The sequence below is a fragment of the Rhodospirillales bacterium genome (assembly GCA_016699855.1).
In the GTDB taxonomy this organism is placed as follows: domain Bacteria; phylum Pseudomonadota; class Alphaproteobacteria; order Reyranellales; family Reyranellaceae.
In genome coordinates this window covers 4,232,700-4,255,710 of sequence record CP064988.1, presented here as the reverse complement: position 1 = coordinate 4,255,710, position 23,011 = coordinate 4,232,700, and the positions used below count along the sequence as shown (strand labels likewise).

Genomic DNA, 23,011 nt, shown 5'->3' with positions numbered 1-23,011 from the left:
CCTTCCCTCCCGCTACGCGGCGGAGAGGGAGAAGACGCCATCTCCACGGTGCGTGAATTCACATCCCGGCGATGCAGAGGTATTTCGTCTCCAGGTATTCGTCGATGCCGTACTTCGAGCCCTCGCGGCCGAGGCCGGATTCCTTGACGCCGCCGAACGGGCCGACCTCGTTGGAGATGATGCCGGTGTTGATGCCGACCATGCCGGTCTCCATCGCCTCGGCCACGCGCCAGACGCGGCCGATGTCGCGGCTGTAGAAATAGCCGGCGAGGCCGAACTCCGTGGCGTTGGCCAGCCGGATAGCGTCGGCCTCGGTCTCAAATCTGACCAGCGGCGCCACCGGCCCGAACGTCTCCTCGCGCATCACCAGCATCGACTCGGTGACGCCGGTCATCAGGGTCGGCTCGTAGAACGTGCCGCCGTTGCCGTGGCGGCGGCCGCCGACCACGACCTTGGCGCCCTTGCCGACGGCGTCGGCGACGTGCTGCTCGACCTTGGCGACCGCGGCCTCGTCGATCAGCGGCCCCTGCGTGGTGCCTGCCTCGAGTCCGTCGCCGACCTTCAGCTTGCGCACGGCCACGGCGAGCTTCTCCGCGAAGGCGTCGTAAACGCCGGCCTGCACGAAGAAACGGTTGGCGCAGACGCAGGTCTGGCCGGTGTTACGGTACTTCGACGCGATCGCGCCCTCGACGGCGGCGTCGAGGTCGGCGTCGTCGAACACGACGAACGGCGCGTTGCCGCCCAGCTCGAGCGAGATCTTCTTCACCGTGCCGGCGCAGGCGACCATCAGCTTCTTGCCGGTCTCGGTCGAGCCGGTAAAGGTCAGTTTGCGCACGGTCGGGTTCGACGTCATCTCGCCGCCGATCTCGCCGGCGTCGCCGGTCACCACCGACAGTAGACCAGCGGGCACGCCAGCGCGCTCCGCCAGCACCGCCATCGCCAGCGCCGAGAATGGCGTCAGCTTGGCGGGCTTCACGACCATGCCGCAGCCGGCGGCCAGCGCCGGGCCGGCCTTGCGGGTGATCATCGCCGCCGGGAAGTTCCACGGCGTGATCGCGGCGCAAACGCCGACGGGCTGTTTCAGCACCAGCAGGCGGCGGTCGCGCGCCGGGCTCTGCAGCACGTCGCCGTCGACCCGCTTGGCCTGCTCGGCGAACCACTCGATGAACGACGCGGCGTAGGCGACCTCGCCCTTGGCCTCGGCCAGCGGCTTGCCCTGCTCGCTGGTCATGATCACGCCGAGGTCCTCGACATTGGCCAGCATCAGATCGTTCCAGCGCCGCAGGATGACGGCGCGTTCCTTGCCGGTCATCGCCGCCCAGCCCTTCATCGCGGCGTCGGCGGCGGCGATGGCGCGGCGCGTCTCGGCGGCGCCCATGCGCGGCACCGTGCCGAGCGCGGCGCCGGTGGCGGGATTGGTGACGGCGTGGGTGCGGCCGTCGTCGGCGTCGACCCACGCGCCCGCGACGTAGCCCTGTTCGCGGAACAGCGCCGGATCCTTCAGGCGGGAACGCAGACCGCCTCCTGCCGGCGTGATGGTGTCGGGCATGGTTTCCTCCGTCATCGGCGCGATCCGCCGATGACAGTGGCGCGCGCAGAGCGCCGCCGCAAGACCGTCGGCGGATCGGCCGGAGCGCGCTATGGTGCCGCGGATCGCAGCGGATGGAGGCCGATGATGCCAGAAATCGCCACGGACAAGGGGACTTCAGCCGCAGCGCCCGCGCGGGCGCCGATCCCGACCGGTGTCGGTTTCGCCGATGGCGAATACATGCCTGTCGAACGCCTCACCGTGTCGGTGCTGGACTACGGCTTCACGCGCTCCGACGTCACCTACGACGTCGTCCACGTCTGGGACGGCCGTTTCTTCCGGCTCGAGCGCCATCTCGACCGCTTCCTCGCTTCGATGGCGACGCTGCGGATGACGATCGAGCACGACCGCGACGCGATCCGCGCCGTCCTGATGGAATGCGTGCGCCGCACGGGACTGCGCGAAGCCTACGTCGCGATGGTGTGCACGCGCGGCCGCCCGCCGGCCGGCGTCCGCGACATCCGGCAGTGCCGCAACCGCTTCCTCGCCTACGCCCTGCCGTTCGTCTGGATCGCCAGCCCCGAGCAGCGGCGCGCCGGCCTGTCGGCCGTCGTCGCCAGCCGCCCGCGCATCCCCGCCGCGTCCGTCGACCCGACCGTCAAGAACTACCACTGGCTCGACATGGAGCGCGGCCTGTTCGAGGCCTACGATTCCGGCGCCGACACCGTGATCCTGCCGAGCGTCGAAGGAACCATCACCGAAGGACCGGGCTTCAACGTCTTCGCGGTCCGTGACGGCGTGGTGATGACGCCGGATTCCGGCGTGCTCGAAGGGATCACCCGCCGCACCGTCATCGATCTATGCCGGCGCGAGGGCATCGCGCTGGAGGAACGGGCGGTGGGCCTCGCCGAGTTCCGCGACGCCGACGAGATCTTCCTCGCGTCCACCGCGGGCGGCGTCATGGCGGTGACGCGGCTCGACGGGCGCATCCTGGGCAACGGCGCGCCGGGGCCGCTCACCAGCCGCATCCACGACCTCTACTGGGCCTTGGCACAGCGATCCCGGAGAGACGACCGCGATCGACTACCGCGGCTAGGCGCGCCGCGTCACACCCGCCCGCCATCCACGACGTAGAGCTGTCCCGTGCAGGCGGCCGCCTCCTCGCTGGCGAGGAACACGGTGAATTTCGCGAGGTCGTCGGGCATCAGCCAGCGCTTGAGGCACTGCGCCTCCATCTGGCGGGCCTCGGCCTCGGGCGTGATCCACAGCGTCCGCTGGCGCTCGGTGCGCACCCAGCCCGGCGAGATGGCGTTGGCGCGGATGTTGAACTTGCCGTAGTCGCGCGCCAGCGAGCGGGTCAGGCCGACAACGGCGGATTTCGCCGCCGTGTAGACGGCCATGCCGCCCTGCCCGGTCATCCAGGAGATCGACGAGAAGTTGACGATGGCGCCGCCGCCGGCCGCCTTCATGTCAGGCAGCACGGCCTGGGCGGCGAAGAACTGGTGCTTCAGGTTCACCGCGATGCGGCCGTCGAAATACTCCGGCGTCACGTCCTCGGTGGCGTGGCGGTCGTCATGCGCGGCGTTGTTGACCAGGACCGACACCGGCCCGAGCGCGGCCCGGAGCTCGGCGACGGCGGCGCGCAACGCGGCGATGTCGGTGAGGTCGGCCTTGACGTAGCGCACGGTGCCGCCGGCCGCCGACAGCTCGCCGGCCAGCGCCGAGGACGGCGCCTCGGCGATATCGATGAAGCCGATTTTGGCCCTCTGCCGCGCGAAGCCGCGCACGATGGCCGCGCCGATGCCGCTGCCACCGCCAGTGACCAGCACGACGCGTCCCTCGAGATCCGGATAGATCGCCCCGCCGCCCGCCATCGCCGTCCCCCGTTCCCGTCAATTTGCACTAGGAACGCAGACTAGGGCACGGCGGGGCGCGGTGGAACGCTCGTCGAAACGCGAACGGCCCCCGGTGGTGCCGGGGGCCGTCGATTGGTGGGCGCGACAGGGTTTGAACCTGTGACCCCTGCCATGTCAAGACAGTGCTCTACCGCTGAGCTACGCGCCCGAAACGGCGCCGCGGCGCCGCTCCGAATGTCGGCGCGTGATTAGCCGATCCGCGATTCAATGGCAAGCCGAGGCCCCCGCCGGAGGCGGGGGCGGCGATGCCTCGGGCCGTCGAGCCGGTGATGACGCGGTTTCGGAATCGGTCTAAGCAGGATCGATGGAGCCCACAGCCGCAGCGCCGCCGACCCCGCCGATGGAGGTCGTCCATCCGATCGCGCAGACCTTGCCGGCGGTGCTGGCGTCGCCCCATAGCGGCACCGCCTACAGCGTGGATTTCCTCGGCCAGACGCACCTGCCGCTCGACACGCTGCGCCGCTCCGAGGACGCCTTCGTCGACACGCTGTTCGCGACCGCCGCCCGCCAGGGCGTTCCGATGGTCAAGGCACTGTTCCCGCGCAGCTTCGTGGATCCCAACCGGGAACCCTACGAGGTCGATCCGACGATGTTCGACGGTCCGGTGCCCGCCCAGGCCAACACGCGCTCGCCGCGCGTCGCGGCGGGGCTGGGGACCGTGCCGCGGGTTGCGTTCGACGGCCAGCCGATCTACCGCCGCCGCCTGCCGGTGGCCGAGCTGGAACGCCGCATCGCCTGGTACTACCGGCCCTACCACGCCGCCCTTGTCCGCCTGATCGAGGAGACGCAGGAGCGGTTCGGCCATTGCGTGTTGCTGGATTGCCATTCCATGCCTTCCGGCTCGCCCGGCGGCGGGCGCCCGCGACCGCCGGCCGGGTAGACTTCGTGCTCGGGGACAACCACGGCGCGGCCTGCGCCGGGGTCCTGATCCAGATGGCAGAGGCCTGGCTGAGGCAGCGCGGCTACCGCGTGGTCCGCAACCAGCCCTACGCCGGCGGCTACACCACCCAGCACTACGGCGCGCCGGGGCGCGGGGTCCACGCCCTGCAGATCGAGATCAACCGCGCGCTCTACATGGACGAGGTGGCGATGACGCCGCACGCCGGCGTCGAGAAGCTGTCCCGCGACCTCGCGGAGCTTGTCGAGGACGTCTGCCACGCCACTTTGGGCCACTCCGCCTTCACGCAGCGGGCGCCGCGCGCGGCCGAATAGGCCTCCTGAAAGCCGGCGAGGGCATTCCACAAAAGAAAAGGCGGCGTCGTGAGACGCCGCCCGAGTTTTAGGGAGGAAACGCCCAAGACGGGCATATGACAAACACAGAGGCCAACTAGTGGCGTTTGTCACCCTCAAATTATGGTGCACCTGCGAAGGGATTTCAAGTGTCATTTTTTGGTTTGATTTCATAAACATAAACAGAAATTCAGTATGCGGAACGTGTTGCATTCTTGCAACGCAGCAAATCTTGGAAGTGGAGCCATGCAAGCCGCGCGGACGTCCGATCCGCACCGGGCGGCTGGCCCCGACCGGCGCGGCGGGGCAACATCGCGCCGGATCAAGGACTTGCGCCGAACCGGGAGATCGAGAATGCCGCGTCGCAAAATCGTCGTCGCCATGATGATGCACGAGACCAACACTTTCTCACCGGTGCCCACCCCTTTGGCCTCGTTCGGCCGCTATGGGGCGATGAGCGGTCCCGGCGCCATCGCCGAGGCGGCGGGCACCAACACCCAGCTCGGCGGCTTTCTCGACATCGCCCGTGAGATGGACGCCGAGATCGTGGTGCCGATGGCCGCCAGCGCACATCCCTCCGGCTTCGTCGACAAGGCGGCCTACGAGGAGATGTGCGCCGCCATCACCGGCGCCATCGCCAAGGGCTGCGACGCGGCGTTCCTGGCGCTGCACGGCGCCATGGTCGCCGAGCATTTCGACGATGGCGAGGGCGAGCTGCTGCGCCGCGTCCGCGCCATCGCGCCGACGCTGCCGGTCGCGGTGGGCCTCGACTTCCACGCCCAGATGACGGCGGCCATGGTCGAGAACGCCACGGTCATCGCCGGCTACCGCACCTATCCGCACATCGACATGGCGGAGACCGCGCGCCGCGCCGGCCGCACGCTGCGCCGCGCGCTGGATGGCGAGGTCGATCCGCGGATGGTCTGGGGCTTCCGCCCGATCCTCACCAGCTCGCTGGTCCACACGCCGTCGCGGCAGCCCATGAAGGACATCATGGACATGGCCAACCAGGCCGAGGACACCGGCGCGGTGCTCAACGCCTCGGTGTTCGGCGGCTTCCCGCAGGCCGACATCCCGCACCTCTCCTGCTCCGCCGTGATCGTCTGCGACAAGCGCACGGCCGAGGGCGAGATCCTGCTGAACCGTTTGCTGGACACGGCATGGGAGCGGCGCGAGGCGTTCCTCTTCCAGGGCGAGAAGCTCTCGACGCAGGTCGCCCGCGCCAAGGCGCTGGAGGGCGGGCCGATCATCCTCGCCGACCATGGCGACAACACCGCCTCGGGCGGCACGCAGGACGTCATGAGCGTGGTCGAGGAGGCGCAGAAGCAGGGGTTGGAGGACGTCTGCGCCGGACCGATCTGGGATCCGGGCTGCGTCGCGCAGATGGCCGCCGCCGGCATCGGCGCCGAGATCACGCTCGAGCTCGGCGGCAAGGTCGACATGCCGCAGCTCGACCTCAAGGGCAAGCCGCTGCGCGTGACCGGCAAGGTGAAGTGCCTGACCGACGGCCGTTTCGTGGTCACCGGCCCGATGGCGACGGGCACGACGATCGACATGGGACGCACGGCGGTTCTCGACACCGGCAAGATGCAGATCGTGGTGTCGGAAAAGCGCAGCGAGCCGTTCGACCTCGGCGTGTTCACCCATTGCGGCATCGACCCGCGCCGCAAGAAATACGTGATCATCAAGTCGCGCCAGCATTTCCGCGCCGGCTTCGAGCCGATCGCCAGGCACATCGTGATGTGCGACGGCGACGGCTGCACCGCGTCGGATCTGTCGCTGTTCACCTACCGCAACCGGCGCAAGCCGATGTATCCGTTCGAGCCCGATCTGGTGTACGGACGCAACAGCGCCTGACGCGGCGCGCGTCTTTCCCGTCTTCCGTTTGTCCGGAGTCCCGCGATGGCGACGTACGATCTGATCCTGCGCAACGGCACCCTCGTCGACGGAGGCGGCGGTCCGCGCCGCGCCGCCGACGTCGCGATCAAGGGCGACCGGATCGCCGCCATTGGCGCGCCGGGCACGCTGCGCGGCGACAACGAGATCGACGCGGCCGGCAGGATCGTGGCGCCGGGCTTCATCGACGTGCACACCCACGACGACACAGCGCTGATCGAGAATCCCGGCATGGCGATGAAGGCCAGCCAGGGCGTCACGTCGGTGGTGTGCGGCAATTGCGGCTTCAGCGCCGCGCCCTACCTGGGCCCGCGGCCCGTGCCGCACAACCTGTCGCTGATCGTGAAGGAGGAGCGCTTCCTGGCGGAGACGTTCGGCGCCTTCGCCGGCATGGTCGAGGAGGCCCGCCCGGCCATCAACGGCGCGTTCCTGATCGGCCACGCGACGCTGCGCTACAGCGTGATGGGCGCCGATCTCGGCCGCGCCGCGACGGCGTCCGAGACGGCGCGCATGCGCGACCTGCTCGACGCCGCGCTGGTCGACGGCGCCGTCGGCATGTCGAGCGGCCTGTTCTACCCGCCCGCCGCCGCCGCCACGACCGACGAGGTGGCGGAGGTGGCAGCGCCGTTGGGCCGCCACAAGGCCGTCTACACCGCGCACATGCGCGACGAGGGCGTCGACGTCCTGAAGTCGATGGACGAGACCTTCGAGATCGGCCGCCGCGCCGGCGCGTCGGTCGTCGTCTCGCACCACAAATGCGCCTCGCGGGCCAATTTCGGCCGCATGCGCGAGACGCTGCCGAAATTCGAGGCGGCGGCCAAGGACTGGCCGATCTCGTTCGACGTCTATCCCTACGTCGCCGGCTCGACCATCCTGCGCAAGGAGATGATCGACCGCGCCGAGAAGGTGATGGTGACGTGGTCGGACGCGATGCCGTCGGCCAACGGCCGCGACCTCAAGGACGTCGCCGCCGAGCTCGGCTGCTCGGTGTACGAGGCGGCCGACCGCCTCCAGCCGGCCGGCGCCATCTACTGGCAGATGAGCGAGGACGACGTGCGCCAGGCGCTGGCGCATCCCATGGCGATGGTCGGCTCCGACGGCCTGCCGCTCGACAAGCATCCGCATCCCCGCCTGTGGGGCACCTTCCCGCGCGTGCTCGGCCACTACAGCCGCGATCTGAAGCTATTCCCGCTGGAGGACGCGGTGCGGCGCATGACCTCGACCTCGGCGCGCAATTTCGGGCTGTCGAAGCGCGGCCTGCTGCGCGAGGGCCACTACGCCGACATCTGCGTGTTCGACGCCTCCACCGTGGCCGACGCCGCCACCTTCGAGAATCCGACCGCCCCGTCGATCGGCATCGACCTGACGATCTGCAACGGCGTGGCCGTGTGGCAGGCCGGCAAGGCGACCGGCGGCCGCGCGGGCCGGGTGCTCAGGCTCTCGGAGATGCGCGCGGAGGCGTGAACCCCGCGAGCGACTCCTCGCGGACCCTCCATGTAGCGCTCGAGGACGCGGCCGCCGCGATTAGTGGTGGTTTCCGGCCCGCCGCTCTGGCACAATTGCATGATACCGGCAAAAAGCCGGGCGCTGGGGCGTGGTCTCGGCGCCACGGTGGCCGGATCGGGCACGCCCCCCGCCCCCGGGGACCGCGGTAGGCCCGGGGGAGCCAGTACCATGGACGATCTGAAGACTCTGCTCATCAGCTACGAGGGACGCATCAACCGCGGCCGTTTCTGGAAGGGCATCCTCGTGCTGTTCGCGATCAACATCGCGCTGGTGATCATCAACGTCGCGATCGGCTACCTCATCGGCGGCATCCTCTCGACGATCATCGGGCTGCTCTCGCTGCTGATCTACATCGCCTCGCTGTGGCCCTCGATCGTGCTGGGCATCAAGCGGTTCCACGACCGCGGCAAGCCGGGCATCTGGGTGCTGATCGCGCTGGTGCCGGTGATCGGCGGCCTCTGGTACCTGATCGAGTGCGGCTTCCTCGAGGGCACCAAGGGTCCGAACCAGTTCGGGCCCGACCCGCTGGCCGGCGCCTAGCCGGCCCCGAGCGGGTCGGCGACGAAGGGCCACTGCGCCCGCGACGCCGCCCGGTAGGGCATGTTCAGGAAGTCGGGCGCCACGGCGCCCGGCACCGCGACGTAGAGCACTTCCGACGCCACCGGCGCGTAGGCCGCGTGGAAGTGCTGCATCGACTTCACCACGACCACTTTTTTCGACGCCGGATCGACGCCGACATTGGTGAACGCGTCGATGCTCTTGCACTGCGCGCGCAGCGAGTTGCAGACGATCGCGATCCCCTCGACCTCGAACGCGGCCATGTCGCCGACCGGCACGAAGCTGCCGCTGAATCCAGCCGTCGTGGCGTCGCGCCTCAACCCGGTGACGCGGGCGCGCAGATCGAGCGCCGGACCCGACATCGGGCCGAGCTTGCCGCCGAGGCGCAGCTCCAGCTCGGCGCCCTCGCCGACCTCGAACGCCAGCCGCACCGCCATCGGATCCCAGAACATCGCGATCGCCGCGTCGCGGATGCCGCGGTCGAGCATGGCCTTGAGGATGAAAGTCGAATCGCTGGCCGCGCCGCCGCCGGCGTTGTCCGACACGTCGGCCAGCACCAGCGGCTTGGGCTGGTTATGGCTCGACGCGCGCGCCATCGCCTGGTCGAGCGTCGCGTAGCCCGGCTGCGTCTCGTGGCGCATGCCGTAGAACTCGAGGCCCAGTTCGCGCGCCAGGCGCGCAGCCTTGGGCCGGTCGCCGTCGGTGACGACCAGGATCTTGCTGCCCATGTCCGCGACGTCGGCCCACGGGAATCCGTGGATCACCGACACCGACAGCACGCCGTCCTTGCCCTCCAGCGACGCGCACTTGTCGACGAAGCCCCGCATCGGCGGCCGCGTGGTGTGGAACACGCCGACGACGCGGCAGTCGAACCACTCCATCACCGGCGCGACCTTCCCGTCGAGCGTGGCGGCGACGATGTCGAACACCTCGACCGCCCGCTCCGCCACATCGATGTGCGGATACTCCTTGAACAGAACGATGACGGAGGCGTTCTCCAGCTTGGTCCGCCCGACATTGGCGTGCAGGTCGAGCTCGACGCCGACCGGCACGTCCGGCCCGACGACGGCGCGGACATGCGCCAGCAGGTCGCCCTCCGCGTCGTCGTAGCCCTCCGCCACCATCGCGCCGTGCAGCGACAGCAGGACGGCGTCGACCGGCATGGCGGCGCGCAGGTCGCGCAGGATCTCGTCGCGGAAGGCCTCGTAGACCCGGCGCACCGTGCGGCCGGCCGGCTGCGCGAAGGCGCACAGGCTCTCGACCACCGTCCAGCCGCGCTCGCCGGCCATGCGGCGCCACACCACCAGCGGCATGCCGAAGGTCGGCGGCTTGCCGCCGTAGTCCCCGCCGCGGAACAGGCAGGTCTCCTCGAACAGGCGCAGGCCCGTCGGCAGGGAGGAGAACGTGTTGGTCTCCGTCCCCAGCGTCGCGATGAATATCCTGCGGGACATCGTTCGATTCTCCTGAAGCCTGCGTCCCTTCCGGCGCGGCTCAGGAATCGAACCGGCCGAACACCCAGTCGCGGCCGGGCGCCGCGGCCAGCAGGGCCTGCGTGTAGGCGTGCCTGGGCCGCAGGAACACGTCGGCGACCGGCCCGTACTCGACCACGACGCCGCGCTCCATGACCGCGACCTCGTCGCACACCTGGGCGGCGACGCGCAGGTCGTGGGTGATGAACAGCATGGCGAGGTTCATGCGCTCGCGGATCTCGTCCAGCAGCTTCAACACCTGCGCCTGCACCGACACGTCCAGCGCCGACACCGCCTCGTCGGCGATCAGCACCTCGGGCTCCATCGCCAGCGCGCGCGCGATGCAGATGCGCTGCCGCTGCCCGCCCGAGAACTGGTGGGGATAGCGGTCGAGCGAATCGGGATCGAGCCGCACCGTCTCCATCAGGTCGCGCGCGCGCTTCAGCGCGTCGCCGCCCGAAAGGCCGAAATTCATCGGTCCCTCGACGATCGACTCGCCCACGGTGCGGCGCGGGTTGAGCGAACGGTAGGGATCCTGGAACACGATCTGGATGCGCCGGCGGTGGCGGCGCAGCAGGCGCTGCGGCATCAACGCCACGTCGTCGTCGCCCAGCCGCACGCCGCCGGAGGTCGGATCGATCAGCCGCGCGATGCAGCGCGCGACCGTCGACTTGCCCGACCCCGACTCGCCGACGATGCCCAGCGACTCGCCCTGGCGGATCGAGATGTCGACGTCGACCGCGGCGCGCACGCTGCGCGCCTTCTTGAAGAAGCCGCCGCCGCCGTAGACCTTGGTCAGGCGCTCGGTCTGCAGCACGATCCGCGCGCCGGATTTCCGCGGACGCTCGGCCGGGTGCATGCTCGGCACCGACGAGATCAGCATCCGCGAATAGGCGTGCTTCGGGTCCGAAAGGATGTCCCTGGTCGGCCCCATCTCCACCAGCTCGCCCAGCCGCAGCACCGCCACCCGGTGCGCGATCTCGCAGACGACGCCGAAATCGTGGGTGATGAAGAGCACGCCGGTGCCCTTCTCCTTCTGGATGTCCTTGATCAGCTCGAGGATCTGCGCCTGCGTCGTGACGTCGAGCGCGGTGGTCGGCTCGTCGGCGATCAGCAGCACCGGCTCCAGCACCAGCGCCATCGCGATCATGACGCGCTGGCGCTGCCCGCCGGAGAGCTGGTGCGGGTAGGAATCATAGATGCGCGGCGGGTCCGGCATGCTCACCCGCTCGAAGATCGCGATGATCCTGCGCTTGCGCTCCTCCGGCGGCAGCTCGGTGTGCGTGCGCAGCACCTCGTCGATCTGGTCGCCGCAGGTCATGACCGGGTTCAGCGCGGTCATCGGCTCCTGGAAGATCATCGACATGCGCACGCAGCGCAGCTCGCGCAGGCGCGCCTCGTCCGCCTGCGCGATGTCCTCGCCTTGCAGCAGGATCTCGCCGCCGGCCACCGGCAGGGCCTTGGGCAGCAGGCCCATGACGCCCTGCGCGATGACCGACTTGCCCGATCCGGACTCGCCCACCAGGCAGACGATCTCGCCGGCGCCGACCGTGAAACTCACGTTCTCGACGGCGTGCGGTCGGTCGCCGCCCTTGGGCAGCGCGATGCTGAGGTTCCGGACCTCGAGGACCGGACGCGGACTTTCGGACATGCGCTCAGACCCGCTTGCTCATCTTGGGGTCCAGCGTGTCGCGCAGACCGTCGCCCAGCATGTTCACGGCCAGCACGGTGATCGCCAGGAAGATCGCCGGGAACAGGATGTTGTGCGGATGGACGCGGAAGAACTGGCGCCCCTCCGCCATGATGTTGCCCCAGGTCGGCGTGTCGGTCGGGATGCCGATGCCGAGGAACGACAACGTCGCCTCGGCGAGGATCGCGGCGCCGCAGATGAACGTGCCCTGCACGATCACGGGCGCGATCGTGTTGGGCATGATGTGGCGCCACAGGATCTTGTGCAGCGGCGTGCCGACGGAGATCGCCGCCTCGACGTAGGGTTCCTCGCGCACCGACAGTACGACCGAGCGCACCAGCCGCACGACGCGCGGGATCTCCGGCACCACGATCGCGAAGATCACCGTGCCGAGCCCGGCGCGGAACAGCGACACCAGCCCGATCGCCAGCAGGATCCCGGGGATCGCCATCAACCCGTCCATGATCCGCATCACGATGCCGTCGAGCCAGCGGATGTAGCCGGACACCAGGCCGATGAACACGCCGATGACGATGCTGAACGCCGCGACCGTGAGACCGACCACGAGCGAGACCCGGGCGCCGTAGACGACGCGGCTGTAGATGTCGCGGCCGAGGCTGTCGGTGCCCATCAACGCCGTGCGCGTCGTGGTCGAGCCGTCGTCGTTCTTGACCGTCACCTCGACGCCGGGCTTGCGGTTGCGCGTGCCGGTGTCGATGCGCGCCGGATCGATCGTGCCGAGCAGGGGCGCCACGAGGCCGATCAGCACCATGACCAGCACGATGGTGCCGCCGATCGCCACGCTGGTGTTGCGGCGCAGCCGGGTCCAGATGCTCGGCCGGGCGACGGCGGCGGCGCGCGCCGACGCGGCGTCGACCTCGTTTTCAAGCGCGACGCTCAATAGCGGATCCTCGGGTCGAAGAAGCTGTAGGCGATGTCGATGAGCAGATTTACCAGCACGTAGACGAAGCTGAACATCAGGATCACGACCTGGATGACCGGGAAGTCGCGCGCCAGCACCGCGTCGACCGTCAGCCGCCCCACGCCGGGGATGTTGTAGACGCTCTCGGTCACGACCACGCCGCCGATCAGCAGCGCGATGCCGATGCCGATCACCGTGATGATCGGCACGGCGGCGTTGCGCAGCGCGTGGCGCATCAGCACGACGTGGCCGGGCAGGCCCTTGGCGCGGGCGGTGCGGATGTAGTCCTCGCCCAGCGTCTCGATCACGCTGGCGCGCGTGATGCGGGAGATGAGCGCGATGTAGATCACGGACAGGGTCACGCTGGGCAGCACCATGCGCGGCAGGAACTCCCAGAAGCCCTCCGACAGGCGCTTGTAGCCCTGCACCGGCAGCCAGCCGAGCTGGATCGCGAACACGTAGATCAAGAGGTAGCCGATGACGAACACCGGCACCGAGAAGCCCATCACCGAGAAGCCCATGGTGACGCGGTCGACCCAGCTGCCCTGCCGCGCCGCCGCCAGCACGCCCAGCGGCACCGCGACCGAGACGGCCAGGATGATCGTGCACAGCGCCAGCATGGCGGTCGGCTCGATGCGCTGCGCGATCAGCTCGGCCACGGTCTTCTTGAAGAAGAACGACTCGCCGAAATCGCCCGACAGGGCCTTGCCCGACCAGATCGCGAACTGCGTCCAGATCGGCTCGTCGAGGCCGAGCTTGGTCCGGATCGCCGCCACCTGGTCGGCGGTGGCGTTGTCGCCGGCGATCACCGCCGCCGGATCGCCCGGCGTGAGCCGCAGCAGCATGAACACGAAGACCGCCACGATCAGCAGGACCGGGACCGTGGCGAGCAGCCGCCGCGCGATGAACTGGAGCATGGACTCAGGCTCTCCGGGCGGGAGCGGCGGCCGACGCCGTCACTTGCCCGTCTTCACAATGTTCCAGAACACCGGAACCGGCGCCTTGAGCCATCCCGAGATGTTCGAGCGGCGCGCGCCGGGGCCGTACCACTGACCGATCCAGCCATACTGCGCCGTCTCCAGCGCCCGCAACTGGACCTTCTCGGCGAGCTCCTTCTGCTTGGCCGGATCGGTCTCCTTGGCGAAGGCGTCGCGCAGCTTCTCCATCTCCGGATCGACCGGCCACCCGAACCAGCCCTTGTCGCCGGCCGCGACCATGTACGACGTCGAGATCGGATTCAGCACGTCGGCGGAGACCGAATACGTGTGCAGGATGTTCCAGCCGCCTTTGTCGGCGGGGTCCTTCTTGGTGCGCCGCGTGACAAGCGTCTGCCAGTCCATCGATTGCATGTCGACCTTGAAGCCGCCCCTCTCGAGGAGCTGCTTCGTGACCGGGGCGGTGTTGGTGAGGATCGGCAGCGTGGTCGACTGCATCAGCACGATCGGCGTGCCGTCGTAGCCGGCCTCCTTGAGCAGCTCCTTCGACTTCTCGAAGTTCGACTTCAGCAGCAGCGTCTCGGCGCCCTTTCCGGTCGCGAACGGCGTGCCGCAAATGAATACCGCGCCGCAGACCTTGTAGTAGGCCGGGTCGCCGACCGTGGCCTTCAGGTAGTCCTCCTGGTTGATGGCGTAGAGCGCCGCCAGGCGGATCTTCGGATTGTCGAACGGCTTCACCACATGGTTGAAGCGGATGATGAACTGGTGGCCCAGAGGGTTCCAGTCCTCGAGCGCGATGTTCTTATCGGCCTTGAGGATCGGCAGCAGGTCGTGCGGCGGCGCCTCGACGATATCGATCTCGGCGCCGATCAGGGCGTTGGCCTGGGTCTGCGTGTCCGGCATCTCGACCAGTTCGACGCGGTCGACCTTGACGACCTTGCCGCCGGCGAGGCCCGACGGCGGCTCGGCCCGCGGCTTGTACTTCGGATTCTTCAGGTAGACGTGTTTCTCGCCGGGCTTCGAGTCCTTGGTCTGGTAGATGAACGGACCAGAGCCGACATACTCCTTGATCTGCTCCATCGGGCTCGTCTCGGCGATCCGCTTCGGCATCATGAAGGGGACCTGCGACGACGGCTTGCCCAGTGAATCGAGCACCAGCCCGTAGGGCTCCTTGAGCACCAGCTGGAAGGTCTTCGCGTCGACCGGCTTCAGCTCCTTGACGAAGTCCCACAGCTTCAGGCCCATGGCGTCCCGGGCCGCCCAGCGCTTCAGCGACGCGACGCAGTCCTCGCTGGTGACCGGCGCGCCGTCGTGCCACTCGAGCCCGTCGCGCAGCGTGAAGGTGTAGGTCAGCTTGTCGGCGCTCACCTCGTGCTTTTCGACCATCTGCGGCCTCACGACGTAGTCCCCGTCGGCGGCGAACAGCGTGTCGTAGATCAGATATCCGTGGTTGCGGGTCACGTACGCCGTCGTCCAGATCGGATCGAGGATCGTGAGGTTGCCGTGCTGCACCACGCGCAGCGTCGTCTGCGCCAGCGCCGTGCCCGACATCAGCGCCGCGAACGCGCCCGCCGCGACGACGCCCTTGAGGGTCCTACCGACGATCGACATGTCTCTCTCCCGCGTTGTTGCCCGCGACGCCGGCGCCGATCCCGCTCCGATCCCGTCGAAGCAAGAGGCGTGCCGCCGCTGGATCGTGGACGCCGGGGCGGCCGGTCGGCCGCCCCGGCGGGACGCTACTTCTTGGTGACGCTCCAGAAAACCGGGACCGGCGACACCAGGTTGCCGTCGACGGTCTTGCGCAGCGCGAAGGGCGAGTACCACTGGCCGAGGTTGACGTGGGTCGGATACTCGGCCCAGCGCTTCTGGACCGCCTCGACGATCGCCTTCTGCTTGGCCGGATCGCTCTCCTTGGCGAAGGCGTCGCGCAGCTTCTCGATCTGCTCGTCGCACGGCCAGCCGAACATCGCCTTGTCGCACGACGAGTTGAAGAAGCCGGCCATCACCGGATTGAGGATGTCGGCCGCCACCCACGACGTGAGGAAGGCGCTCCAGCCGCCGGCGTTGAGCGGCTCCTTCTTGACGCGGCGCGCGACCAGCGTCTGCCAGTCCATCGACTGCATGTCGACCTTGAAGCCGGCCTTCTCGAGCTGGGCCTTGGCGACCGGCGCGAGGTTGGTCAGCACCTGCAGGTCGGTCGACTGCATCAGCACGATGGGCGTGCCGTCGTAGCCGGCCTCCTTGAGCATCGCCGCGGCCTTGGCGCTGTCGCCGTTGAGCACGCCGTCCATGCCGGCGCCGGACTCCAGCGGCGTGCCGCAGATGAACATGGCCTTGCAGGTCTTGTACCACTGCTTGTCGCCGACCACGGCCTGCAGGAACGGCTCCTGGCTCATCGCCGTCGCCGCCGCCGCGCGGATCTTCGGGTTGTCGAACGGCTTGTGCAGCACGTTGAAGCGGAACGTGAACTGGTTGCCGGTCGGGTTGGCGTTGAAGAGCTTGATGTCCTTGTTCTTCGCCAGCACCGGGAGCAGGTCGTGGCCCGGCGACTCGATCATGTCGACCTCGCCGTTCTCGAGCGCGTTCATCGAGGTCTGCACGTCGGCGATCCAGATCCACTCGACGCGGTCGACCTTGACGACCTTGCCACCGGCCAGGCCCGAGGCGGGCTCGGCGCGCGGCTTGTACTTGGCGTTCTTGACGTAGACGACCTTCTCGCCGGGCTTCCACTCGTCGCCCTTGAAGATGAACGGGCCCGAGCCGACCACGTCGGTCGGCTTGATCTGCGTGTTGGGGTCGGTCTCGGCGACCGCCTTCGGCATCATGAACGGCACGTTCGACGACGGCTTGCCCAGCGACTGCAGGACGAGGCCGTAGGGCTCCTTGAGGACCATCTGGAAGGTCTTGGCGTCGACGACCTTCATCTCCTTGACGACGCCGAGGAGCTTCTGGCCCATCGAGTCCTTGGCGCCCCAGCGCTTGATCGAGGCGACGCAGTCGTCGGAGGTGACCGGCTTGCCGTCGTGCCACTCGAGTCCGTCGCGCAGCGTGAAGGTGTAGGTCAGCTTGTCGTCCGAGACGGTCCACTTGTCGACCATCTGCGGCTTGACGTCGAACTTCTCGTCCATCGCGAACAGCGTGTCCCAGACCATGTAGCCGTGGTTGCGCACGATGTAGGCGGTGGTCCAGATCGGATCGAGGATCTTCAGATCCGAATGCATCACGACCTTGAAGGTCTGCGCCCACGCCGGCGCCGCCACCGAGACCGCGCCGGCCGCCAGCGCGGCCCCGACCCAACGTTTCCAAACAGCAGTCATGTCTAGCCCCCTTCCAGTATGCGTTTCCCGGTCTTGCTTGGTTCGCGCCACCCTATCAGCACACGCGCCATTCTCAAGACCGAAGGCTAAAAATCGGGCAACGGCCCAAAAACCGGCCGGCGGCGTCGCGACCCGTCCGCCGGTCCGGGGCGAACGCCCGATTTCCGGGCGGTTCCGCACTGGCTCCGGACCGCCCGACCGCCTTGGCACATGCAACGCGCGTGCCTCCGGCGCCGCGCGCGCCGATCAGCGCCTCGACGCGAAGCGCTCGCGGTAGGCCCGCGGCGCGACGCCAAGATGGCGGCGGAACAGCGTGCGCAGACGGTCGGCGCCGCCCAGCCCGGCGCGGCGCGCGACCAGGTCGAGGCGGTCGTCGCCCGCCTCCAGCGCGCGGCGCGCGGCCTCGAGGCGGAAGCGCTCGACGGCGCGCGCCGGCGTGGCGCCGGTGCGGGCGCGGTAGACCCGCGCGAAATGGCGCGCGCTCATCCCGGCCCGCGCCGCCAGGGTCTCGACGTCGAGGCGGCGGCGCAGGTTCTCCGAGATCCAGCGGTGCAGGTCGTCGAAGCCGCCGTCGTCGGCGCATTGCGCGTCGAGCTCGGCGCTGAACTGCGACTGGCCGCCGGGCCGGCGCAGGAACACCACGAGGTGGCGGGCGGTGGCCATCGCCACGCGGCGGCCGAGATCCTCCTCCACCAGCGCCAGCGCCAGATCGATGCCGGCGGTGACGCCCGCCGAGGTGAAGTACTTGCCCTCGCGCACGTGGATCGCGTCGCGCTCGACGACGATGCGCGGGAACCGCGCCGCCAGCGCGTCGCAGCGCCACCAGTGGGTGGCGACGCGCCGTCCGTCGAGCAGCCCGGTGGCCGCCATCACGAACGCGCCGGAGCAAACCGAGCCGGCGCGCCGCGCCGTCCGCGCGCGGCGCCCGACCCAGCGCACGAGGTCGCGGTCGTCGGCGGCGGCGAGCACGCCGGGTCCGCCGGGCACGACCAGCGTGTCGATCCGCAGCCGCGAAAGCGACGCCACCGGCGCCGTCATCATCACCGCGCCGCTGGAACTGCGCACCGGACCGCCGGCCATCGACACGGCGCGGATCTCGTACGCCGCGCGGCCGGCGACCTGCGCCGCCGTCGCCAGGGTCTGCAGCGGCCCGGCGACATCGAGGAGCTGGAAGTCGGGGAACATCAGGAACGCGACGCGGCGCGCTGGCGGGACGGGCGGCATCGGCCGGGCTCCTCGATGGCGGGATTCGACGGGATATTGTCATTTCCGCCATGGCCGTCACGCGCTAGTTTCGCCGCCGTCGACTTCCCGCCCCGCGATGGAGACCACGATGGCGCCCGCCCCCTTCCATGTCGGCTTCCTGCTGTTCCCCGACATCACCCAGCTGGACATGACCGGCCCCTACGAGGTGCTGACCAAGCTTCCCGGCGCCGTGACGCACCTGGTGTGGAAGACGCTCGACCCGGTGGTCGCCGGCGGCGGCATGCGAATCCTGCCGTCGACCACCTACGCCGCCTGCCCGCAGCTCGACCTCGTCTGCGTGCCCGGTGGCGCCGGCATGAACCCGCTGCTCAACGACGCAGACACGCTGGCCTTCCTGCGCCGCCAGGCCGCCGGCGCGAAGTACGTGACCTCGGTGTGCACCGGCTCGCTGGTGCTGGGCGCCGCCGGCCTGCTGAAGGGCCGGAAGGCCGCGACCCACTGGATGTCGATGGACATGCTGGCGGCGTTCGGCGCCATCCCCACGCACGCGCGCGTCGTGGTCGACGGCAACGTCATCACCGGCGGCGGCGTGACGGCGGGCATCGATTTCGGCCTGACGGTCGCGGCCGAGATCGGCGGCCCCGACCTCGCGCGCGCCATCCAGCTGTCGATCGAGTACGACCCCCATCCGCCGTTCGGCGCCGGCTCGCCCGCGGGCGCGGGTCCCGAGCTGACCGGCCGGGTCGTCGAGATGGCGAAGGGCCGCCAGGCGGAGCGCGCCCAGGCCGTCGCCGAGGCCGCCGCGCGGCTCAACGCCGGCTAGCGCCGCCGGCGGAAGCGCCAGACGACGGCGGGCGGCAGGTTGGACCAGATGCGCCGGCCGCGGATTCCGGTGATGCCCAGCGAGGCCGCGACGTCGGCGGGAATCGGCGAGGCCGGGCCGTAGGTGAACTGCGTCAGCACGCCATCGGGCGGCAGCGCGTCGAACACACCCTCGAGGATCGGCGGCACGATCTCGCGCGGCAGCGACAGCAGCGGCAGGCTCGACGCCACCGCGCCGACGCGCTCGACGCCGTGCGCGCGCAGCAGCTCACCCAGCCGCGCGGCGTCGCCCCGCAGCACCTTCAAAGACGGAAACGCGACGGCCAGATGCGCGTGCAGCGCCGGATCGAGCTCGACCGGCACCAGCCGGTCCGGCGGCAGCCCGGCGGCGAGCAGCGCCCGCGTGATCGGGCCGGTGCCGGCGCCGAGCTCCACCACCACGCCTCCCGGCGGCAATCCATCGAGCGTCGAGGCGGCCATGGCGCGGCCGAGCGCGGCGCCCGACGGCGTCACGCTACCGACGCCGAACGGCTTGCTGAGCCAGCGGCGCAGGAAGACGGCGCGGTCGGCGATCGTCTGCCGGGGCGGCGCGGGATCAGCTGTCATGCGCCGCGACCCTAGCGGCCCGGGCGCGCGAAGACAAAGCGCCGGTGGCGAATATTGTGGGTGGAAGGGGCCGGCTCAGCCGCCGGCCTGCGCCATCGCGCCCGTCGGCGACGCGGAGGCCGGGGGCGGCGCCTCGACCAGCGCCCGCGACTGGCGGATCTGCTCCATCGCGTTGACCAGCGACACGTAGACCGCGGCGGCGTACGGCAGCGACTGCACGACCAGCAGCGCGCTCCACAGCCGGGCGGTCGGATCGACGCTGCCGACCTTCGACAGCGGCACCGCCAGCGCCATGGCCCACAGCGCCACCGTCAGGACCGCCTCGTCGCGCGCCATGGCCAGCGCCATGCCGATGGTGGCGCGCGAATCCATCTTGGGCGTGCGGATGAACGGAAGCTTGCTGGTCAGCAGCCCGTAGATGACCGCCTTGCCGACCGTGTAGGTCAGCGACAACCCGGCCAGCGAGGCGCCGACGCTCTGGCGGAAGGTGCAGTCCACGCGCGCGGCGTAGAGCGCGAAGGAATGCGCGAGCTTGTAGCCGAACAGCGCCAGCGTCGGCACGAGGAACACCGCCGGCGGCAGCGGCACGAGGTGCGGCACGAACAGGAAACCCAGCGCCCAGGCGATGCCGGTCACGGTGAAGGCGACGTTGAGCGCGTCGGCGAACCACGGCAGCCAGCCGGTGACGAAGTGGTATTTCTGCCAGAACGTCAGCCTGGTCCTGTTCGAGAGGATCTCGCGCCAGTGGCCCTTGAGGATCTGCATGGCGCCGTAGGCCCAGCGGAAGCGCTGCTTCTTGTAGCCGGAGAAATTGTCGGGCGTGAGGCCCTGGCCGAAGCGCTCGCGGCTGTAGGCGGCGCCGTAGCCCTTCTCCATCATGCGCAGGCCCAGCTCGCTGTCCTCGCAGATGCACCACATCGCCCAGCCGCCCAGATCGTCCATCAGCTTGCGGCGGATCAAGGTCATCGTGCCGTGCTGGATGATCGCGTCGTACTCGTTGCGCAGGCACATGCCGATGTCGAAGAACCCGGCGTACTCCCACTGGAGCATCTCCTTGAACCGGTCGTCCTTCCAGTCGCGGTGGTCCTGCGGCGCCTGAACGTAGCCGATCTTCGGATCGACGAACTGCGGCACCAGCGAGCGCAGCCAGTCCTTGCGCACGACGTAGTCGCTGTCGATCACGGCGATGACCTCGGCGTCGGGCGCCGTCACCTTGAGCACGTGGTTCAGCGCGCCGGCCTTGAAGCCCTTCATCACGTCGAAATGGAAGAAGCGGAAGCGCTCGCCGAGCTGCTTGCAGTGCTCCTCCACCGGACGCCACACGGCGGGATCGCGCGTGTTGTTGTCGACGACGATGACCTCGAGGTTCGGGTAGTCGAGCGCCGCCAGCGAATCGAGCGTCTCCTGCACCATGGCGGGCGGCTCGTTGCAGATCGCCAGATGCAGCGACACCTTGGGCCAGTGGCGGTCGACGGCGCCGGCGGCGCGCGCCATGGCCGGCGTGATCTCGCGCCGCCAGCGGCGCGTGAAGATCGTCTCCGACAGCTCGAGCGCCTGGAAGAGGACCATCCCCAGGCTGAGCACGAGGAAGGCGCCGAGCAGCGCCCAGCCGACCATCTGGTACCAGACCATGTAGGTGCCGGCCGCGACATGGACGGCGTAGACGATCCCGGCGCAGGACGCGGCGGCGATCCCCGCGAACACCAGCTCGCCGGCCGGCCGCAACCCGCGCCAGCGCCACAGGAACAGCGCCACCAGCGGCAGGGCCAGCGCCAGGGTCCACGCCGCCAGCGCGGGCCATTCGGCGAACACCGTGACCGGCCGCGTCCACGGGAATTTCTGCTGCCGGTCGGCGTCGAACAGACCCCAGTAGCCGCCCGCCAGACCCTCGAGGTCGCGCGACTTCCACGGCTGGTCGAACGCCTCGATCACGAAATGGTCGATCTTCTCGCGCCGCAGCAGCTCCACCGCCTCGCGGATGTAGCGCGCCTGCAGCGCCGGCGAGGCGTCCTTCGTGCCGCGCGGCGTGTCGCCGGTGCCGCCGATGCGGGCCGCGCCGTTCGACGGCCAACCGACCTCGGTGACGACGATGTTCTTCGTCGAATTCTGCGCCCTCAGGTCGGCGATGCGCCTGCCTAGGTAAGCGATCCCGTCGACGCCGGCGTCCTTATCCCAGTACGGGAGGATGTGGACGGCGATGAAATCGACCTCCTTCACCAACTCTGGATGTTTGAGCCAGAGGTGCCACGGCTCCGCGGTCGACACCGGCACCTTCACGTTCTTTTTCACGTGGCGGATGTACTCGATCAGCCGCGCCGGCGAGATCTCGCCGCGCAGGATCGTCTCGTTGCCGATGATGACCCGCTCGATGTTCGGGTTGGAGTTGGCGAGCCGGATGAGTGCAGCGATCTCGCGGTCGGTCTCGGTCTTGAAATACGCAAGCTTCTCGCGGTGGTCCGGCGTCGCGCCGACGTGGTCGTAGATCCACGCCCCGGCCACGACGCGCAGTCCGTACTGGTCCGCGATCTTGGCGACGTCCTCCACCCCGTCGAGGCTGCTGTAGGTGCGCACCGTGCGCACGCGGCCGGCCAGCGCGCGCATGTCGCGCTCGATCTGCTCGGCGCGCGGCTTGTTCCGCTCGTACGACTCGCGATCGCGGCCGGTGCGGTCGACCTTGCCGCCGAACAGCGCGCGCAACTCGCCCGTGACCTCCTCGAGTAGCGGCGGCCGGGCCTCGGCCCTGCCGCCGGTCAGGGCCAATCGCTCCTTGGCCAGTCCGAGCGCCATCGCGTCCTGGTCCTTGCCGTAGGGCGCGTAGGTCACGCCGTGCAGCATGCCGTCGATCGGCGGCGGCGCGATCTCGCGGCTGAACAGGCTCCAGCCCGCGAAGGTCGCGGCGATGGTCAGCGCGATCGTCAGCAGCGCGGCGGGACGCCACGGCGAGGGCGGGGCTTCGGCTATCGGGTGATCGGAGGCGTCGGCGGACATGTGTGGCGGCGGACGATCGTCGATGGAACCGGTAGGGTCGACGCAAGACGCGTGCCGCGGGTGGACGATCGGTATCATGCGCCCGCCTCCCGGACGCGGCGCGCGGACACGCGCGACGCGGCAGACGACAGGGGCGGTGAGGCGACGAGACCGACGACCGGAGCCGACAGCGACGTGCGGCGAACCTCTCGAGGCTCTTCCCTGCGCCTGTTTCCTCGACGTCGGCCCCCGACGGCGATACGGCGTACCGCGTCTATACCGTCGCATTCATGTCAACGGCAAGACGACCCGCGCGCCGGCCGCGAAAAAGTTTCGGATCGGGGCGAATGTTGGGCGCTCCGGTGTCGCCACCCCAAGGAATAGGGCGCCGCCGCGTCGATCGCGTGGCGCGGGCCGACACGAGGCCACGCCTCATCCGCACC

16 protein-coding genes, 1 tRNA gene and 1 pseudogene are annotated in these 23,011 nt (G+C 69.5%); 6 read left to right on the top strand and 12 right to left on the bottom strand.

The window, feature by feature from the left end; translation table 11 throughout:
- Window positions 1–58: 58 nt before the first annotated feature.
- Window positions 59–1,549: an NAD-dependent succinate-semialdehyde dehydrogenase gene (locus tag IPK81_20105; protein QQS11821.1), complete on the bottom strand. Its 1,491-nt coding sequence runs from the start codon at window positions 1,547–1,549 to the stop codon at window positions 59–61.
- Window positions 1,550–1,672: 123 nt separating this feature from the next.
- Between IPK81_20105 and IPK81_20100 the strand changes: the two genes are divergently transcribed.
- Window positions 1,673–2,662, top strand: a complete 990-nt coding sequence (locus IPK81_20100; GenBank protein QQS11820.1) for an aminotransferase class IV — start codon at window positions 1,673–1,675, stop codon at window positions 2,660–2,662.
- Here IPK81_20100 and IPK81_20095 read toward each other — a convergent pair.
- The gene (locus tag IPK81_20095; protein ID QQS11819.1) at window positions 2,635–3,402 is read right to left on the bottom strand and encodes an SDR family oxidoreductase; all 768 of its coding nucleotides are present in this window, start codon (window positions 3,400–3,402) and stop codon (window positions 2,635–2,637) included. The two genes, IPK81_20100 and IPK81_20095, sit on opposite strands and share 28 nt — an antisense overlap.
- A 115-nt stretch (window positions 3,403–3,517) precedes the next feature.
- Window positions 3,518–3,592: transfer RNA gene (locus IPK81_20090), tRNA-Val, on the bottom strand.
- A gap of 156 nt (window positions 3,593–3,748) precedes the next feature.
- Here IPK81_20090 and IPK81_20085 point away from each other — a divergent pair.
- The 4 genes and pseudogenes from IPK81_20085 to IPK81_20070 all read left to right on the top strand — a co-directional run bounded on the left by IPK81_20085 (window position 3,749) and on the right by IPK81_20070 (window position 8,616).
- Window positions 3,749–4,656: pseudogene (locus tag IPK81_20085) on the top strand (N-formylglutamate amidohydrolase).
- 372 nt (window positions 4,657–5,028) lie between these two features.
- Window positions 5,029–6,531 carry a M81 family metallopeptidase gene (locus IPK81_20080; GenBank protein ID QQS11818.1) on the top strand — a complete coding sequence of 501 codons (1,503 nt, stop codon included), beginning with the start codon at window positions 5,029–5,031 and terminating at the stop codon, window positions 6,529–6,531.
- Window positions 6,532–6,576: 45 nt separating this feature from the next.
- Window positions 6,577–8,034: a D-aminoacylase gene (locus IPK81_20075; GenBank protein ID QQS11817.1), complete on the top strand. Its 1,458-nt coding sequence runs from the start codon at window positions 6,577–6,579 to the stop codon at window positions 8,032–8,034.
- A gap of 210 nt (window positions 8,035–8,244) precedes the next feature.
- Window positions 8,245–8,616, top strand: a complete 372-nt coding sequence (locus IPK81_20070; GenBank protein QQS11816.1) for a DUF805 domain-containing protein — start codon at window positions 8,245–8,247, stop codon at window positions 8,614–8,616.
- Here IPK81_20070 and IPK81_20065 read toward each other — a convergent pair.
- The 7 genes from IPK81_20065 to IPK81_20035 form a co-directional block, all read right to left on the bottom strand.
- Window positions 8,613–10,085 (bottom strand): M81 family metallopeptidase, encoded by a 1,473-nt coding sequence (locus IPK81_20065; GenBank protein ID QQS11815.1) that lies wholly within the window; start codon window positions 10,083–10,085, stop codon window positions 8,613–8,615. The two genes, IPK81_20070 and IPK81_20065, sit on opposite strands and share 4 nt — an antisense overlap.
- 40 nt (window positions 10,086–10,125) lie before the next feature.
- On the bottom strand, window positions 10,126–11,754 hold the full coding sequence (locus IPK81_20060) for an ABC transporter ATP-binding protein (protein ID QQS11814.1): 1,629 nt from the start codon (window positions 11,752–11,754) through the stop codon (window positions 10,126–10,128).
- Window positions 11,755–11,758: 4 nt separating this feature from the next.
- The gene (locus tag IPK81_20055) at window positions 11,759–12,565 is read right to left on the bottom strand and encodes an ABC transporter permease (GenBank protein QQS15186.1); all 807 of its coding nucleotides are present in this window, start codon (window positions 12,563–12,565) and stop codon (window positions 11,759–11,761) included.
- Window positions 12,566–12,690: 125 nt separating this feature from the next.
- A complete protein-coding gene (locus IPK81_20050; protein QQS11813.1) occupies window positions 12,691–13,632 on the bottom strand; it encodes an ABC transporter permease in 942 nt (313 codons plus the stop codon).
- A 39-nt stretch (window positions 13,633–13,671) separates the two neighbouring features.
- Window positions 13,672–15,261 (bottom strand): ABC transporter substrate-binding protein, encoded by a 1,590-nt coding sequence (locus tag IPK81_20045; GenBank protein QQS11812.1) that lies wholly within the window; start codon window positions 15,259–15,261, stop codon window positions 13,672–13,674.
- A 125-nt stretch (window positions 15,262–15,386) separates the two neighbouring features.
- On the bottom strand, window positions 15,387–16,967 hold the full coding sequence (locus IPK81_20040) for an ABC transporter substrate-binding protein (protein ID QQS11811.1): 1,581 nt from the start codon (window positions 16,965–16,967) through the stop codon (window positions 15,387–15,389).
- A gap of 246 nt (window positions 16,968–17,213) precedes the next feature.
- Window positions 17,214–18,191, bottom strand: a complete 978-nt coding sequence (locus IPK81_20035; protein ID QQS11810.1) for a DJ-1/PfpI family protein — start codon at window positions 18,189–18,191, stop codon at window positions 17,214–17,216.
- Between the two features lie 109 nt (window positions 18,192–18,300).
- Between IPK81_20035 and IPK81_20030 the strand changes: the two genes are divergently transcribed.
- A complete protein-coding gene (locus IPK81_20030; GenBank protein ID QQS11809.1) occupies window positions 18,301–18,996 on the top strand; it encodes a DJ-1/PfpI family protein in 696 nt (231 codons plus the stop codon).
- On the opposite strand, the gene IPK81_20025 is transcribed toward IPK81_20030, so the two are convergent.
- Both IPK81_20025 and IPK81_20020 read right to left on the bottom strand, forming a co-directional pair.
- Window positions 18,993–19,601, bottom strand: a complete 609-nt coding sequence (locus IPK81_20025) for a ribose ABC transporter permease (GenBank protein QQS11808.1) — start codon at window positions 19,599–19,601, stop codon at window positions 18,993–18,995. The genes IPK81_20030 and IPK81_20025 overlap by 4 nt on opposite strands.
- A gap of 75 nt (window positions 19,602–19,676) precedes the next feature.
- Window positions 19,677–22,589 (bottom strand): glycosyltransferase, encoded by a 2,913-nt coding sequence (locus IPK81_20020; protein ID QQS11807.1) that lies wholly within the window; start codon window positions 22,587–22,589, stop codon window positions 19,677–19,679.
- Window positions 22,590–23,011 lie beyond the last annotated feature (422 nt).

Excerpts from the sequence above, each read along its gene's own strand:
- IPK81_20045 (QQS11812.1), bottom strand. The coding sequence starts at position 15,261 with ATGTCGATCGTCGGTAGGACCCTCAAGGGCGTCGTCGCGGCGGGCGCG.
- IPK81_20050 (QQS11813.1), bottom strand. The coding sequence starts at position 13,632 with ATGCTCCAGTTCATCGCGCGGCGGCTGCTCGCCACGGTCCCGGTCCTG.
- IPK81_20060 (QQS11814.1), bottom strand. The coding sequence starts at position 11,754 with ATGTCCGAAAGTCCGCGTCCGGTCCTCGAGGTCCGGAACCTCAGCATC.
- IPK81_20105 (QQS11821.1), bottom strand. The coding sequence starts at position 1,549 with ATGCCCGACACCATCACGCCGGCAGGAGGCGGTCTGCGTTCCCGCCTG.
- IPK81_20065 (QQS11815.1), bottom strand. The coding sequence starts at position 10,085 with ATGTCCCGCAGGATATTCATCGCGACGCTGGGGACGGAGACCAACACG.
- IPK81_20100 (QQS11820.1), top strand. The coding sequence starts at position 1,673 with ATGATGCCAGAAATCGCCACGGACAAGGGGACTTCAGCCGCAGCGCCC.
- IPK81_20075 (QQS11817.1), top strand. The coding sequence starts at position 6,577 with ATGGCGACGTACGATCTGATCCTGCGCAACGGCACCCTCGTCGACGGA.
- IPK81_20095 (QQS11819.1), bottom strand. The coding sequence starts at position 3,402 with ATGGCGGGCGGCGGGGCGATCTATCCGGATCTCGAGGGACGCGTCGTG.
- IPK81_20055 (QQS15186.1), bottom strand. The coding sequence starts at position 12,565 with ATGGTGCTGATCGGCCTCGTGGCGCCCCTGCTCGGCACGATCGATCCG.
- IPK81_20025 (QQS11808.1), bottom strand. The coding sequence starts at position 19,601 with ATGACAGCTGATCCCGCGCCGCCCCGGCAGACGATCGCCGACCGCGCC.
- IPK81_20070 (QQS11816.1), top strand. The coding sequence starts at position 8,245 with ATGGACGATCTGAAGACTCTGCTCATCAGCTACGAGGGACGCATCAAC.
- IPK81_20040 (QQS11811.1), bottom strand. The coding sequence starts at position 16,967 with ATGACTGCTGTTTGGAAACGTTGGGTCGGGGCCGCGCTGGCGGCCGGC.
- IPK81_20020 (QQS11807.1), bottom strand. The coding sequence starts at position 22,589 with ATGTCCGCCGACGCCTCCGATCACCCGATAGCCGAAGCCCCGCCCTCG.
- IPK81_20030 (QQS11809.1), top strand. The coding sequence starts at position 18,301 with ATGGCGCCCGCCCCCTTCCATGTCGGCTTCCTGCTGTTCCCCGACATC.
- IPK81_20035 (QQS11810.1), bottom strand. The coding sequence starts at position 18,191 with ATGCCGCCCGTCCCGCCAGCGCGCCGCGTCGCGTTCCTGATGTTCCCC.
- IPK81_20080 (QQS11818.1), top strand. The coding sequence starts at position 5,029 with ATGCCGCGTCGCAAAATCGTCGTCGCCATGATGATGCACGAGACCAAC.